We start from the raw sequence: 16,830 nt of genomic DNA on the forward strand, positions 1-16,830 counted from the left end.
CTCAACCGTTTGATGCAGGCTACCCGCCGCGATCGTATCCCTGCAGGTTACGACGAAAATCGTAGAACAAGCTGTACGTCATTCAGTGTCCACGAAATCGGGGGTGCTGCCAGCAACCGGCTAAATTGATCGGCAACGGTTACCTGAGTCTCATTCGAATTGACTCTGTGATAGTACTGAACGCTCGACGCAACGTATTGACTTCACATTAACAGGTGTTGGAGAGGCGGCATGGCCCTTGAACGCTCGGCTGTCGTTCGACGGGTCAGAAGTCGTAGGGCAGGGACGCTGTCCACACGTGGACGTCCAAGCTGACCATCCGAATTCCTAAATAACGGCAATTCGTTAAGCGCGATCTTTGTCGTTTCTCCGGAACGGACAGGCCATTTCGGGAAAGAGCAGTTGGGAACGGATTTGGGAAAGCAGGTGCCCTGACCGGCATTCCGCACGCTCGCCCAAGCAACTGTTCCGCAACAGGTTTCTGTTCAAAAAGCTCCGGCACGTGAAGTACCGTTCGATATTGGAATTTGATCACGAAAGCGGGTAGTGGCGGATGGCCTTCACGATGCCACATACGTAACTTGACACGTAACCTGTTACTGAACACTTTTCCGTTATGGCCGACTTCATCGAGTCACATGGGAGCGCATTCCTAGCGCATCGACTGCGCCGCTCGTCGGACCGTATCGTCAACCAGATAAGCGGCGTTCTTCTCCAGCTAGGCCTCGACGTTCCACCGCGTGGCGCTTCGATGCTGTTACTGATCGTTGAGCACCAACAGATCGGGGTGGTAGAAATCGCGCGACGCCTGCGATTGTCGCACCCGCTCATCGTCCGCATGGCAAGGGAATTTCAAGAGCGTGGCTTGGTCGAGGTCAACGCTGATCCGTCCGATGGCCGGCGACGCGTCTTAAGCCCGACGGACAAGGCGCGTCACGAGGCTGCCGCGCTCAAGGCTTTCAACGCGGACCTCAACGCCTTGTTTGAGGGCCTGTTTGCGGACATCGACGCTTCTCTGATCTCAGTCCTCGATCGCTTTGACGCCCAGCTTGATGCGTCATCGATCTCAATGCGCCTCGCCGCTCTCAAATCGACCAAGGAGTAATCGATGCCCTGTCGTCGCCATGCCCTCATGCTGCTCCTCCCTTTTTTAGCGTTATCCAAGCCACCGTCTGCCGGCGCTCAAACCGCCACGGCTTCGGCCACGCCTGCACGGACTTCGAATCTCGACACGGCCGCTCGCACAGCGATCGTGGCGCGCTTGTCGACCGAGTTGCGCAGCAGATACATATATCCGGTGGTCGGCGAGAAGGGGGCCGCCGCGATCACCGCCGCCGCAGCCTCGGGCGCCTACGATCGGATTGTGGATCTGCCCGCGTTCGCCACGCGCCTGACCAAGGACCTCCGCAGTGTCATGACCGACAAACACCTGATGGTGTTCGACACAACGAACCGGCCAGCGTCTAGCGTTGCGTCGATGCCAGCCGGCGAGGCCGGGATCGTCCGCGCTGATCGACTGCCAGGTGGGATCGACTATCTCCAAATCGACGGGTTCGCCAACCCCTGGGCGTTCAAACCAGCGCTCGAACGCGCGATGGCGGGGTTGAAGGGCAGTCGCGCCTTGATTCTAGACATGCGCGGCAACGGTGGCGGAGATCCGGCATCGGTAAGCTACCTGGTCAGCTATCTTATTCCTGCGGGCAAGCGGACCAAGATCAACAGCATCGTTGAGCGCAAGGCAGGGACCACCGAGCTTAAGCGCGATTACTTCTTCAGCGAGCCGACCCCGGTCAGTTTCGCCGGTGTGCCTGCCTATGTCCTTACGAGCAGCAATACCTTTTCGGGTGGCGAGGAGCTCGCCTACGACATGCAGACGCTGAAGCTCGGCACCGTTGTCGGCGAGGTGACCGGGGGCGGCGCGAACCCCGGGGAGCGTGTTTCCATTGGACACGGTGTCATGGCGTTTATCCCGACCGGTCGCGCGGAGAGCCCCGTTACCGGATCGAACTGGGAAGGACGTGGCGTACAGCCCGATCTCAAGGTCCCCGCCCCGGATGCGCTTGCCACGGCACTGCGCCGCCTCGGTCAAGTGCCCGCTGCCGCTACGATCGAAGCGGCATCCCCCGTCTCAGCCTTCGCGCCGCGAACCGTGGCGCTCAAGGGCGGGGAGGCGATGCTGCGCCGCCTCTTTGCCGGCCGTACCGCGTCTGAGGCTGATTACACGTTGATGAAACCGGACGCCTCGGAGGCAGGCCGCGCGGCGCTGACGGCCACGCACCGCCGGCTGCAACCGCTCAGCATTCCGCAGGCCATCCGCTTTCGACGGCCCAATGGGTTCGGCTTCGACGAGTTTACGCTCGTCTATCCCGATCGCACACTTCTCGTCGGGATCATGCTCGACTCAGATGGCAAGTTTATTGACCTCATCGGGCCTGAATCTGGCAAGTAAATCTCACGCTATGCCTTTTCTCCGAAGCTGGACCGATGGCTGAAATGGGGTGTTGATTGCGAGCGATATGGAGTACTGCTTTTCTCTCGCCATCCATGTTGTTGCCCCAAATAATGCAATACAAGATCTGCACCTAATCATATTTGCGAAGATTTCACCGGTCAGCTCAAATCAGAAACAAAACTAGATATCGTCCCAATTCAATAGCCTATGATCGCAACGTCCAATGTCATTGTTCGACTTAGGTGTAGTTTCTGAATTAATAGTTCATCGACAAAGCTAAATGTAATCAATGGGCAATCTATTGAAATTACTTTTTCTAGATGGAAAATGTTCTGTCATATAGATAACTGATTTATATGGCTGTTGACTAGTGATGGTAATCTCCGCGATCAAATCTCGTCCAAGACTATGGTACACCGTGGTCCGTTCGCTGTCGGCTCACACTGTCGTCGGCTCGCTCTCGGCCGCACGGAACGTTAGCGAACCGTTTTACCGTTCACTTTTGCCGATACCTAAAAACCTGACTGTCCCAGAGCTTCCACCTAATCGGCTCTCCGCTTGTCGAAACGGCAATCGTTGGTTTGTGATAGTCCTTAATCGAGAATCGATCTGGTGAACCATCGACTCTAAATCCGTCTGAAGGCGTATTGGACTTGCGCAGCCTGGCGCCGGCAAGCCCGTGACGCAACGGCGGGCAGTAGACCCGACCGTCGGTATGCCGGTACTTGGACGGTCGCCATCATACTGGAGCAGTCCCCGCACCTTCATACCGGTCAGAGGCGCCCCGCACTGGTAGCGCTTTTGCGCCCAATCTTCCCAGTCTCCCGGCGCAGGAGAGGCCCGTCTGGTTATTCCGTCTCGCCATAAGGCAACCCTCAAAAAAATAACGAATTTTTCAATTGTCGTACAATCATGGTAAGGCTACCACGCCGGCGAGGCAGTACCATAATAAGGTGCGGCTTAACTGGGGGCGGTGCGTAAAAACGCGTCGTGCATAGGGGAGGGTTCTATGAACATGTTTGTTATCGGTTCTCATCGCCGCGGGAATGCCATGGTTGCGATGCGCGCTGGCGTATCCGCAGCGGCACTGATCGCTGCCGGCTTCAGCGGAAATGCCTGGGCCCAGGCTGAAACGCAGGCCATATCGCCTGACACAACCCAAGCGGCGGCACCGGAACACGCCCCTGGCGATCCGGCGGCTGATCAAACGGGCGGCGATATTGTCGTTACTGGTCGCCGCGCCGCGCTCGAAGCTGCCGACGAACGGAAACGTCGGAGCGAGACGATCGTCGATTCGGTTGTCGCCGACGATGCGGGCAAGTTGCCTGACAATTCGATTACGGAAGTCCTGCAGCGCGTTTCGGGCGTGTCGATCGTGCGTTTCGCCGCGCTCGGCGATCCCGATCACTATTCGGTTCAGGGTTCCGGCGTGCAGGTGCGCGGACTGACCGGCGTCGCATCGCGCCTGAACGGCCGCGAGATCTTCAGCGCGAACAACGGCCGGGCGATCCTGTGGAGCGACGTCACCCCCGAGCTCATGTCCGCAGTCGATGTCTACAAGGCATCGACGGCGGATCTGATCGAAGGCGGCACCGGCGGCCAGATCGATCTGCGCACCAAGCTCCCGTTCGACTTCAACGGCAAGTTCCACGTCTCGGGAACCGGCGAGCTCGCGCTGGGCGACATGGCGAACAAGGCCGATCCGTCGGGCTCGGTGCTGGTCACCGATTCGTTCGAGACGCCGATCGGCCGGATCGGCCTGCTCGGCGACGTCGCGTTCAGCCAGTTCAGTTCGCTCTCGCAGTTCCTCCGCGTCAGCCCTTATTTCAAGACGACGCTGAGCGACGGCAGCAGCAAATATGTCCCGAGCGGCTTCGCGTATGGCGACGAGGCGTTCCAGTACAAGCGCTACGGCATCTACGGCGCGGCGCAGTGGCAGCCGGCGGAGTCGCTGACCTTCACCGGCAGCTTCTTCCAGTCGCGCTACAAGAGCCAGTCGAGCGACTACGGCACGCAGCTCGATTCGCAGACACTGGCCGTCGATCCGTCGAGCAGCAGTTTCGACAGCAACGGCCTGCTGACGAAGACGAACGCGCTGTTCAACCGCGACACGGGCACGTTCGCGCCGACCGGCGGTGCGGTCAATAGCAGCGGCAACAAGGGCTTCGTCCAGAGCAACACGCGGACGCGCGATTACTCGCTGTCGTTCGCCTGGGCGCCGGTCGACAGCCATTTGTCGCTGAAGGGCTCGCTGCAGCGCGTCGATTCACGCCAGATCTATGATCGCATCGACATCTTCCGGGACATCGGTTTCGGCCAGAGCTTCGGCATGGACCTGACGGGCGATCTGCCCCAGGTCAGCGTCAATCCGGCGACGCAGGCATCGTTCGCCGATCCGGCGAACTATCTCTGGACGGCGTCGATGCCGCACAACGAGCGGAACAAGGGGCGTCTCGACGCGGGGCAGCTCGATGCCGAATACACGTTCGACAACAGCTTCTTCCGGTCGATCAAGGTCGGGGGCCGCTACGCCAAGCGCACCGAGCGCGATCTGGCGAACGGCTATAACTGGACCGCGCTCGGCCGTGGCTGGAATGGCGATCCGCAGCTGACGTACGCCAATGCGGCACCGGGCGACGTTGCCAGCCACGCGTTCAAGGACTTCTTCCGCGGCGAAACGACGCTGCCGGGCAATTTGATGTTTGCGTCGGAGGATTTGGCGTCGCGGTTCAACGTCAACCGCACCGGACTGGTGACGGCGCCCCCCGCTGGCTTCTGCACCGGCCGGGAGTTCGACTGTTCGGCCTCGGGGCCTCTGCCGGTCACCGGCTATGGTGGCCAGTTCAATCCTGATGGCACCTTGGCGATCCGGCCGGTCGGCTTCGTCCTGCCGGGCGATCAGGTCGAGAACCGCACCAAGAATACCGCGGGCTACGCACTGGTGCGCTTCGGCCCCGAGGGGGACGCGCGCGGCATCTCGGGCAACGTCGGCGTACGGGTCGTTCACATCGAGAACGAAGGCAGCGGTTTCATCCAGCAGAACGGCGGAACCGTCTTCATCCGCAACGGCGTCCAGCAGACGCTGGCGAACACCTTCCTCGCGCGCGGCGGCAAGGCCGATTTCACGCGCGTCCTGCCGTCGATCAATCTCGAATTTTCGCCGACGGACAAGATCAAGCTCCGCGGCGGGTACAACATCACGATGGATCTGCCGACCTTCAACGCGTTGCGGGCCTCCGGTTCGGTCGGCGTAGCAACGACCGCCAGCCAGACTCCGGGCGGGTTCGGGACGTTCAACAACTTCACCGCGGACACCGGCAATCCGTTGCTCAAGCCGACGCTGTCGAACAATTTCGACGTTTCGCTCGAGTATTACGGTCGTGCGGGGACGTCGTTCCACGTCGCACCGTTCTACAAGCGGCTGACCAACCTGCCGATCTACGCGCTGACCACCCGGCAGGTGACGGTCCAGTTCACCGACGGCACGACGGAAAACGTCTCGGCGTCGGCGACCGACTACAGCAACTCGACCAAGGCGGCGACGGTCAAAGGCGTCGAGGTCGGCGGTCGGTTCTTCTTCGACATGCTGCCGGGTGCGCTTGCCGGGATCGGCTTCGAGGGCAACTACACGTTCATCAAGAGCAGCAATCCGGGCGACGCCTATCGCGATATCACCGGTACCGTCAGGAACGATGCGCCGCTGGTCGGGCTGTCGAAGCACAATCTGAACGCGACGTTGCTCTACGAGCGCAACCCGATCTCGCTGCGCATCGCCTATTCGTGGCGCTCGCGGTACCTGCTGTCGACGAACAGCAACGGCACGAACGGCACGTACACCTATTACAGTGCGCCGGGTGTCGTCAGCAACCAGGATGGCGGCGCCGATGCCTCGACCCAGATCGCGCTGCCGATCTATGGCGGCAACTACGGGTCGATCGATGCCGGTATTCGGTTCAAGGTGAACGACCAGTTCTCGTTCGGCGTGCAGGGCACCAACCTGACTGCGTCCACCCAGCGTACGCTGATGGGCGGCTATCCCGGTGGCGAACTGGTTGGCCGGAGCTGGTTCCAGGCCGATCGCCGGATCAGCACTGGTATCAACCTCGCCTTCTGACGATGATGCATCGCCGGTCGACCCGCGGTCGGCCGGCGATCGAGCGGAGGGCGCGATGCGCAAGCAAATCCTGATCGTCGGCGGCGGTACCGCCGGGTGGCTGACCGCTGGCTATCTGGCCAAGCGTCTCGGTGCCGACCTTGCGGGCGGGGTCTCGATCACGCTCGTCGAGTCGCGCGATATCGGCATTCTCGGGGTGGGCGAGGGGACGTTCCCGACCATTCGGCGGACCTTGGCGACGATCGGTATCGACGAGGCCGAACTGGTCCGTCGCTGCGGTGCGACGTTCAAGCAGGGGGCAAAATTCGTCCATTGGCGCCATGAGCCCGGCCAAGGTCGTACCGATCATTACCTGCATCCCTTCCAGATCGCGGATGCGAGCGACGGGCTGGATCTGCTGCCCTACTGGTTGCTCGGCTATGGCGGTCCGGACAATTGGGACGAGGTTTCCAACCCGCAGAAGAAAGCGGCGGACCAGATGCGGGCGCCGAAACTGGCAACCAACCCGGATTATGTCGGGCCGCTCAACTACGCGTTCCATTTCGATGCGGTGGCGCTCGCCGGGCTATTGCGCGAGCAGGGCGTGAAGAACGGCGTGCGGCATCTGACCGATACCGTCACCGAAGTGCTGCTCGATGCCGATGGTGCGATCGGCGGGTTGCGGACCGAGCAGAACGGTCTGCTCGATGCCGATCTCTACATCGATTGCACGGGATTTCGCGCCGAGCTGATCGGCAAGGCGATGAAGATACCATACCGATCGTGTCGCGACGTGCTGTTCTGCAACCGCGCGATCACCGCACAGCTGCCCTATGCGCGGCGGGATGAGCCGATCGCCTCGTACACCATCTCGACCGCGCAGGAAGCAGGCTGGATCTGGGATATCGGCCTCGATCGCCGGCGCGGCATCGGTCACGTCTATTCGTCGGATCACAGCGACGACGAGACCGCCGAGCGGGTGTTGCGCGGCTATCTGGGCGCTGGCGGCGGCGAGGCAGAGGTGCGCCATTTCAAGTTCGATGCAGGCTACCGCGAGGTCAACTGGTACAAGAACTGCGTCGCGGTTGGGCTGTCGAGCGGGTTCTTCGAGCCTCTCGAGGCGACCGGGATCGCGTTTGCCGAGGTGTCGGCGGGGATGATCGCCAACCTCTTCCCCTGGGGCGGCGATTACGAAACCTCCGCGCGGCAGTTCAACGCGAACATGCTGCGCCGCTACGAGCGCGCGCTCGATTTCATCAAGCTGCATTACTGCATCTCGGAACGGCGCGACACGGCGTTCTGGCGCGACAACGTGGCGGATGCGTCAGTCCCGGACAGCCTGCTCGAACTGCTCGACCGCTGGCGGTTCCGGCCGCCCAACGAACTCGACATCGACGGGCAGGTCGACATCTTCACCGACGCGAGCTGGCAATATGTGCTGTACGGGATGGGCTGGAAGACCGACCTGAGCGCAAAGGCGGGGGCGTTGCGCTATCCCGAGGATGCACGGCGCGCGTTCGCCGAGGTGCAGCGGCAGGCGCAGTATGCGATCGCCAACCTGCCGTCGAACCGCGCGCTGGTCGATTATGCGCAGACGCATCGTTTCGGCGCGCGGGCACCCGCGTGACCGGTACGCCGGCGACGCGCATCACCAAGGTCGTGATCGTCGGTGGCGGGACCGCCGGGTGGATGACCGCCGCGGCATTGTCGCGTCTGGTCGCGACCGGTGTCGCGGTGACGCTGGTCGAATCCGAGGGCATCGGCACGGTCGGGGTCGGCGAGGCGACGATCCCGTCGCTACGCGATTACAACCGGATGCTCGGGATCGACGAGGACGCGCTCGTCCGCGCGACCGGCGCGACGTTCAAGCTGGGGATCGAATTTCGCGACTGGCGGCGGCTGGGCGACTCCTATCTGCATCCGTTCGGTACGCATGGCCGCGATATCGAGGGCGTCTCGTTCCATCAGCTGTGGTTGCGGCAGGCGAACCTTGGCGGCGATCCGGGCCCGATCGGCGATTATTGCCTGTCCGCGGTCGCCGCGCGGAAAGGGCGGTTCACGCGCCCGACGAGCAATCCGCAATCGGTGCTGTCGACGCTGTCCTATGCGTTTCATTTCGACGCCGCGCTGTACGCGAAGTTTCTGCGCGGGATGGCCGAAGAAGCGGGCGTCGTGCGCGTCGAGGGACGCGTAGCGGCGGTCGACCGCGATGCCGAGACGGGCTTCATCACCGGTTTACGGCTCGACGGCGATCGCCTTATCGACGGCGAGCTGTTCATCGATTGCAGCGGCTTCCGGTCGTTGCTGCTCGGCGACGCGCTGGGGGTGCCGTTCACGAGCTGGCAGCATTGGCTGCCGTGCGATCGCGCCTGGGCGGTGCCGAGCGAGCGACAGGGGATGCTGACGCCGTACACGCGCGCGACCGCCGATACGGCCGGCTGGCGGTGGCGGATCCCGCTCCAGCACCGGGTCGGCAACGGCCACGTCTATGCCAGCGACCATGTCGACGACGATGCTGCGCTGCGCGCGCTGCTCGCCGGGCTGGACGGCAAGCCATCGGCGGAGCCGCGCCAGTTGCGGTTCGTCGCGGGTCGCCGCGAACGGCTGTGGGAGCGGAACTGCGTCGCGATCGGGCTGTCTGGCGGGTTCCTGGAACCGCTCGAATCGACCAGCATCCATCTGATCCAGTCGGGTATCACGCGGCTGATGACGCTGTTTCCGGACCGCGGGTTCGGCGGTGTCGAGATCGCCGAATATAACCGCGTGATGCTGCGCGAATATGCACAGATCCGCGATTTCATCATCCTCCACTATCACGCGACCGAGCGGTCGGATTCGACGTTCTGGAACCACTGCCGGACCATGACGATCCCGGATACGCTGCAAGCCAAGCTCGATCTCTGGTCGGGCAAGGCACGGACGTTCCGCGAACAGGGCGAGCTGTTCACGCCCGATGGTTGGATCGCGGTGCTGCTCGGGCAGGGGGTGCGCCCGGCGTCGACCGATCCGCTGGTCGCCGCGCTGCCAACAGAAGAATCCGCGCGGTTCATGGACCATGTTCGCGATATGATCGGCAAGACCGCCGATGCGATGCCGACGCACGAGCAGTTCATCGCGCAGCATTGCGCGGCGGCAATCGCGGCATGATCCGCATCGCCGTCCGCCGTCGCGGCTTTCATTGGCTCCCGGCGGCGCTGCTGATCATGGTGTCCGCGCCGGGCTGGAGCCGGTCGCCGGAAGCCGTTCCCTATCGCTGGACCAACGTGACGGTCGGAGCGGGCGGCTACGCGCCGAATATCGTGTTCAGCGAGGTCGAGCGCGGGCTCGCCTATCTGCGGACGGACATGGGTGGCGCGTACCGGTGGGACGACGCGACGCAGCGGTGGTCGGCGTTGCAGGACGGCACCGCGACGTCGAGCTATATGGGGATCGAGAGCATCGCGCCCGATCCCCGCAATGCCGACATCGTCTACATGGCGGCTGGCGTAGGAGCGCGCCAGCCCGCGGCGATCCTGCGGTCGACCGATCGCGGGCGTTCGTGGCGGACTACCCCCGTGCCGTTCGCGATGGGTGGCAACGAGGACGGTCGGGGCATGGGCGAACGGCTCGCGGTAGATCCCAACCAGACGCAGACGCTGTTCTTCGGATCGCGTCATGACGGCCTGTGGCGCAGCAGTGACGCGGGCGCGACCTGGGCGAAGGTGGCGGGTTTCCCGGTCGCGGGCCTCGGCAAACCGGCTTCGCGGACAACGCATGGCGGCGTCTCGTTCGTGGCGATCGACCCGACGAGCGGGCGTCCGGGCGGGGGGTCGCGCAGGCTGTGGGCGGGCGTAGCGGATCCCGGCGCGGCCAATCTCTACCGCTCCGACGACGCCGGACTGACGTGGCATGCGGCGGAGGGGCCGCGGCTGTTCGCCGGCAAGGGCGTGGTTGATCGCCGCGGCGTGCTGTGGGTGGGCTATGCGAGCGGTCTGGGACCGAGCGGGATCGCGACGGGGGCGGTATGGCGCTACGGCCCCGACGGGCGCGGGCGCGACGTCACCCCCGCCGCCTGGCGTGCGACCGGTGCGGAAGGCGCGTTTCTTGGCGTCGCGGTATCGAGACGCCAGACCGGGACCGTCGCGGTCAGCTCGGTCGATCGCTATCGCCACGGCGACTCGGTGTGGATCAGCCACGATGACGGCCGCAGCTGGGACGATCTGGGGGCGCGCAGCCGGCGCGACGTCTCGGCGACACCGTTCCTGCTGCACGAGGGCAAGGGCGCGGATTTCGGGCACTGGATCTCGGGGCTGGCGATCGATCCGTTCGATCCCGCGCGGATGGTGTATACGACCGGGGCGACCGTCTATGCGGCGCGAAATGCGACCAATCCAGGCCCGATCAACTGGGCGCCTTGGGTTCGCGGCATCGAGCAGACCGCGATCATCACGCTCGTGTCGCCGACCGGTGGCGCGCCGCTGATCTCGGGCTTCGGCGATCTGGCGGGCTTCGTCCACGACGACCTTGATCGGTCGCCGCGGCCGACCTTCGTGAACCCGTACATGTCGAACACGAACGCGCTCGACTATGCCGGGATGGCGCCGAACGTGATCGTGCGCAGCGGCAGCCTGTATCTCGACCGACCGCGCGATGGCTCGCTGGGGCGCTCGGACGATGGTGGCCGGAGCTGGACGATGGTGACGGTGCCACCGATGGGCATGCCCGCCCGACGCGAGGATCTGAACGGCGATTGGCCGATCACGGTGTCGGCGGATGGTGCGACAATGGTGGTCGCGACGCCGATCCCGCAGGTGACGCGCGACCGCGGCCGCACTTGGATGCCGGTGCGCGGACTGCCGGGCAAGACGCGGGCGGTCGCCGACAAGCGCGATCCACGGATCTTCTATGCGGTCGATGTCGAGCGCGGCCGGGTGCTGCTGTCACGCGATGCCGCCGCCAGTTTCACGCCCGTCGCCGGCCACGGCCTGCCCGCGCAGCTTCGGGCAATCGGCCGGCAGGGGCGCGAAGCACAGAGCACGTTGCTGGCGGTGCCGGGGCACGCTGGAACGCTGTGGCTTCAGGCGGGCGATCGCCTGTTCCGCAGCGTCGACTATGGCAGCAATTTCGTCCCTGCCAGCGAGACGCTTAGCGTCGAACTCTATGGCCTCGGCAAGGACTCGGTCTTCGCGGTCGGTACGCGTGACGGCGTGCGCGGGGTCTGGCGCTCGGTCGATGACGGCCAGAGCTGGTCGCGGATCGACGATGACGATCATCGCTGGGGTGGCCGCTACCGCGTCGTCTCGGGCGATCCGCGGCGCGAGGGCCGCGTCTATCTCGGCATGGACGGGCGCGGCCTGTTCTACGGCGACCCCAAGGAGGTTCAATGATCCGGCGACTTCTCGTTCTCGCGGCGCTCGGCGTCGCGCATCCCGTCCTCGCGCAAGTCGCGCCGGGTCGGGCCACGGCGGTCCCGCACATCGAGACGCGCAACGGCCGGCATGCGCTGATCGTCGATGGTGCGCCGTTCACGATGCTGGGCGGGCAGGTCAACAATTCGACCAACTATCCCGACGCGCTCAAGACCGCGTGGCCGGTGCTCGACCGGATCGGCGCCAACACCGTCGAGGTGCCGATCGCGTGGCAGCAGGTCGAGCCGCGCGAGGGACAGTTCGACCTGTCGTTCCTACAGGCGCTGCTCGACCAGGCGCGGGGGCATGACAAGCGGGTGGTGCTGCTGTGGTTCGGGACGTGGAAGAATACTGGTCTCGCGTACACGCCCGACTGGGTGAAGCTCGACAACCGGCGCTTCCCGCGGATGAAGACGCGCGACGGCAGCGATCACGGCGTGCTCAGCGCACACGGCAAGGCGACGCTCGACGCCGACCGCCGCGCGTTCGTCAAGGTCATGGAATATCTGCGCGACCATGATCGCCAGAACACCGTGATCCTGGTCCAGCCCGAGAACGAGACCGGCAGCTATCGCAATCCGCGCGACTATTCGGCGACCGGCAACGCGTTGTTTGCGCAGACCATTCCCGCCGCGCTCGCCCGCGCGACCGGCAAGCGCGGCACCTGGGCGCAGGCGTTCGGCGCGCAGGCCGACCGCGCGTTCAACAGCTGGTACGTCGCCGCCTATGTCGACGCGATCGCGGCGGCTGGCAAGGCGGTCAAGCCGCTGCCGATGTACGTCAACGCCAGCCTGTCGGGACCGTCGAACGTACCCGATCCCGACGGCGTCGCGAGCGGTGGGCCGCAGCAGGACGTGCTCGATATCTGGAAGGCGGCGGCACCGCATATCGATTTCCAGGCGCCCGACATCTACGATCGCGACGCCGGCAACGTCGTCCAGTATCTCGACAAATACGCCCGGCCCGACAACGCGCTGATGGTGCCGGAGATCGGCAACGCCCGCGACTTCCACCGCTTCGTCTACCCGGCGATGGGACGTGGCGCGATCGGCTACTCGCCGTTCGGGCTCGATGACACCGGCTATTTCAACTACCCGCTCGGCGCGCGCGATATCGACGACAAGACGCTCGAACCGCTGGCGCTCGCCTATCGGATATTCGGCTCGATCATGCGCGACTGGGCGCGGATCGCGTTCGAACGGCCGACCTGGGGCGCCGCCAAGCCCGATGACGGCGCGGCGGTCTCGACCCGGATGGGCGGCTGGAAGGTCAGCGCGAGCTGGGGTGAATGGCAGTTCGGGATGAAGGACTGGACTTGGCTCAAGTCTGATCCCGCGCCCTGGGCGAACGAACCGATCGGCGGCGTCGCGGTCGCGCAACTGTCCGCCGACGAGTTCCTGCTGGTCGGCGATCATGTCCGCGTGAACATCGACGGTGCCGACGGCAAGCCCGGCGGCATGGTGGTGCGCGTCGAGGAAGGCGGCTTCCAGAACGGTCGCTGGGTGACGGCGCGCGTGTGGAACGGCGACCAGACCGACTATGGTCTCAATCTTCTCGACCGGCCGCAGGTGCTCAAGGTGACGATGGGCCATTACCGCTGAGCGACCGCACACAACCGCCGGCAAGCGGCCTTTGCATGACGAAAATTTCATTTAGGGTAGCGATACCAGTCGGCGGGTCTACCGTCGAAGGAGAGGACAAGCATATGCGACCGATATCTTCCGTGCCGACGAGCGCGTTTCGTTCACGCCGCGTGGGCGGCCTGCTCTCGTTGGGGGCGCTGCTGGTCTCGACCGCGGCCTGGGCCGATCCGATCGCGACGGTCGAGCGCAACGGCAGCTTCGTCGCGGTCGAGGCATATGCGCCGAACATCGTCCGCGTGACGATCTCGACGGATCGCGCCGAGGCCACCGCAGCACCGGGGCCGGGACCGAACGCGAAGCCCGACGCGGCGGGATGGGCGCGGCGTAGCGACGCTGGCGCCGATGTCTTCACCTCGTCCGCGCTGGCGCTGACCGTCGAGGCGCAGCCCTGGCCCAAGGCGCCGAGCCAGATGGAGCGCTATTTCGCGCCGTCGCTGCCGCCCGTCGCGGTAACCGTCCGCGGCGCCGACGGCACATTGCTGACCCGCATGACGGGCTGGGAGATGGCGCCGCACACGGTCAACGACGAGAAGACGTTCCGCGTCGGTGCGCAGTTCGCGGCGCCCACCGACGAGCATTATTACGGGCTCGGCCAGAACCAGGAGGGCGTGCTCGACCTGCGCGGGCGGACGATCGATTGTCGGCACAATTACGATGCGCCCGCGGGCGAGACGGTCTGCGTGCCGTTCATGGTGACCAACAAGGGCTACGGCATCGTCTGGGACAATCCGTCGCAGACCACCGTGTCGCCCGGTCTCCATGGTTCGACGCACTGGCAGTCGAACGTCGGCGAGCGCGTGTCGTTCTTCGTGATCTCGGGCAAGACCACCGACGAGCTCTATGCCGGCTATGCGCGGCTGACCGGCGCCACGCCGCTCCCGCCCAAGGCGGCGTTCGGGCTGTTGCAGAGCAAGGCGCGCTACGAGACGCAGGCCGAGCTGTTGGGGGTCGCCGAGGGCTATCGCAGTCGTGGCCTGCCGCTCGACGCGATGGTGCTCGACTGGTTCCACTGGACCCGGATGGGCCAGATGGACATCGACCACACCTATTTCCCCGACCCCAAGGGCATGAACGCCAAGCTGAAGGCGATGGGGATGCACTCGATCATCAGTGTGTGGCCGCGCTACGAGCCCGAATCGCGCTATTTCGATATGCTCGCGAACAAGGGCTGGCTGCTCCACGAGAAGGACGGCAGCGTCGTCAACGGCCTGCCGATCCGCTCGGACCGGACCGGCGGGCTGATCGACACGACCAACCCCGACGCGCGTGCCTGGTATTGGGACCGGATCCGCGACAACATCATCTCGCAGGGGTTCGACTGGATCTGGCTCGACGAGACCGAGCCCGACCTCGTCCCCGACGGCCATTATTTCTCGATCGGGTCGGGCGATCGCTATCACAACGTCTTCCCGCTGCTGCACACCACCAGCGTCGCGGAAGGATCGGCGCGCGATCGCCCGACGATGCGCAACCTGATCCTCGCGCGCGCTGCCTATCTGGGCGCGCAGCGCAACGGCGCGCTGTTCTGGTCGTCGGACATCCAGGCGACCTGGGAAGCGCTCAAGCGGCAGGTGCCGACCGGTCTCGATTTCACCGCGACCGGCATTCCCTATTGGGGCAGCGATATCGGCGGTTGGCAATGGCCGAACGGACCCAAGGCCGAACGCCCGGTGCTGGTCGATCCCGCCGGCGCGACCGCGATGGCGCCGGGCTATACCGACTATCCCGAGCTGTTCGTGCGCTGGTTCGGGTATAGCGTGTTCACCCCGACGCTGCGCATCCACGGCCAGCGCCCCGGCACCGCGCTGTGGGAATATGGCACGGCGGCCGAACCGCTGCTCGCCGATTTCCTGCGGCTCCGCTATACGCTGATGCCGTATATCTACGCGCTCGGCCGGAAGACCTACGAGACCAACGCGCCGATGATGCGCGCGCTGTTCATGGATTTCCCGAACGATCCCAAGGTCGCCAATATGGGCGACGAATACATGTTCGGGTCGGCCTTCCTGGTGGCGCCGGTCACCGATCAGGGCGTGACGCACCGCTCGGTCTATCTGCCCGCGGGCGCGGACTGGTATGATTACTGGACCAACGCGCGGCACAGTGGCGGGCAGACGATCGACGTCGCCGCGCCGATCTCGCGGGTTCCGCTGTTCGTGCGGGCAGGATCGATCATCCCGATGGGCGTCCAGGTGCCGAGCACCGCGACCGCGCAGAAGCTGTCGGAAATCCGCGTCTATCCGGGCGCGGACGGCAATTTCACGCTCTACGACGACGATGGCGTGACCAACGCCTATCGTGACGGCAAGGGCGCCGGCAAGACGGGTGGCGGTGTGAAATCCGCGCTGCACTGGGACGACCGCGCCGGGCGGCTGACCGCATCGGGTCCGCTGCCGACCGGGCAGGCGGTGGCCGGGCTGGTCAAGATCGTCGGCCGGCCATGATCGGCGCGCGCGGTCTTCGCACGCTCGCGCTGTCGCTTGCGGTGGTGTCGAGCCCCGCGTTCGCGCAGGTCGACGTGCCCGGCGATCCCTATGCCAGCGATCCGGTCGGGATCGTCGCCGATCCGTGCCCGTCGCATCCCAAGCCTAGCGATGGCGCCGGGTGGCAGGCGTGGAAGCTCCACATGCTGACGCGCGATTTCGGGCAGCTGTGCCGGTACCAGGCGCAGAACCGCGAGGTCCTGGCGTCGGGTAAACCGGTGCGCGTGGTGTTCATGGGGGACTCGATCACCGACAACTGGATCGGCGCGGATCGCGACCTGTTCACCGACGGGCTCGTCGATCGCGGGATCGGCGGGCAGACCACCGCGCAGATGCTGGTCCGCTTCCGCCGGGACGTGATCGCGCTCAAGCCGCGTGCGGTCCACATCATGGCCGCGACCAACGACATCGCCGGCAACACCGGCGCGGCGACGATGGCGACCGTGCAGGGCAATATCGAAACCATGGCCGAACTCGCGCGCGCGCACGGGATCAAGGTGATCCTCGCGTCGGTGCCCCCCGCGGCGGCGTTTCCGTGGAGCCCCGACAAACGCCCGGTCCCGCAGGTCCGCGCGCTGAACGCGTGGCTGCAAGCCTATGCGCGCCGCAACGGCTTCGTCTTCGTCGACTATTATGCCGCGCTCGCGACCAAGGACGGCGCGATGAAGCCGGGGCTCGCGAGCGACGGCGTCCATCCGACGCCTGCGGGCTATGCGGTGATGCGTCCGCTGGCGCTCGCCGCGGTCCGTACCTCGATCGGCGGGCGATGAGC

9 protein-coding genes are annotated in these 16,830 nt (G+C 64.9%); all 9 read left to right on the forward strand.

Annotated elements, in window-relative coordinates; translation table 11 throughout:
* Positions 1–616 precede the first annotated feature (616 nt).
* Positions 617–1,105: a MarR family winged helix-turn-helix transcriptional regulator gene (locus tag C8J47_RS05420; RefSeq protein ID WP_121884796.1), complete on the forward strand. Its 489-nt coding sequence runs from the start codon at positions 617–619 to the stop codon at positions 1,103–1,105.
* Positions 1,106–1,132: 27 nt separating this feature from the next.
* Positions 1,133–2,449, forward strand: a complete 1,317-nt coding sequence (locus C8J47_RS05425; protein ID WP_259467372.1) for a S41 family peptidase — start codon at positions 1,133–1,135, stop codon at positions 2,447–2,449.
* Positions 2,450–3,503: 1,054 nt separating this feature from the next.
* Entirely contained in the window at positions 3,504–6,566 is a 3,063-nt protein-coding gene (locus C8J47_RS05430; RefSeq protein ID WP_183129029.1) for a TonB-dependent receptor, read from the forward strand.
* A 55-nt stretch (positions 6,567–6,621) separates the two neighbouring features.
* Positions 6,622–8,172 carry a tryptophan halogenase family protein gene (locus tag C8J47_RS05435; RefSeq protein WP_121884799.1) on the forward strand — a complete coding sequence of 517 codons (1,551 nt, stop codon included), beginning with the start codon at positions 6,622–6,624 and terminating at the stop codon, positions 8,170–8,172.
* Positions 8,169–9,692 (forward strand): tryptophan halogenase family protein, encoded by a 1,524-nt coding sequence (locus tag C8J47_RS05440; RefSeq protein WP_121884800.1) that lies wholly within the window; start codon positions 8,169–8,171, stop codon positions 9,690–9,692. The genes C8J47_RS05435 and C8J47_RS05440 overlap by 4 nt, the downstream gene beginning before the upstream one ends.
* Positions 9,689–11,911 (forward strand): hypothetical protein, encoded by a 2,223-nt coding sequence (locus C8J47_RS05445; RefSeq protein ID WP_121885337.1) that lies wholly within the window; start codon positions 9,689–9,691, stop codon positions 11,909–11,911. The genes C8J47_RS05440 and C8J47_RS05445 overlap by 4 nt, the downstream gene beginning before the upstream one ends.
* Positions 11,908–13,533 carry a DUF5597 domain-containing protein gene (locus C8J47_RS05450; RefSeq protein ID WP_121884801.1) on the forward strand — a complete coding sequence of 542 codons (1,626 nt, stop codon included), beginning with the start codon at positions 11,908–11,910 and terminating at the stop codon, positions 13,531–13,533. Before C8J47_RS05445 ends, C8J47_RS05450 begins: the two co-directional genes overlap by 4 nt.
* Before the next feature lie 104 nt (positions 13,534–13,637).
* On the forward strand, positions 13,638–16,019 hold the full coding sequence (locus C8J47_RS05455; protein WP_121884802.1) for a TIM-barrel domain-containing protein: 2,382 nt from the start codon (positions 13,638–13,640) through the stop codon (positions 16,017–16,019).
* Positions 16,016–16,828, forward strand: a complete 813-nt coding sequence (locus C8J47_RS05460) for an SGNH/GDSL hydrolase family protein (RefSeq protein WP_121884803.1) — start codon at positions 16,016–16,018, stop codon at positions 16,826–16,828. Before C8J47_RS05455 ends, C8J47_RS05460 begins: the two co-directional genes overlap by 4 nt.
* Positions 16,829–16,830: the final 2 nt, after the last annotated feature.

Source organism: Sphingomonas sp. PP-F2F-G114-C0414 (assembly GCF_003688595.1).
Lineage (GTDB): Bacteria > Pseudomonadota > Alphaproteobacteria > Sphingomonadales > Sphingomonadaceae > Sphingomonas.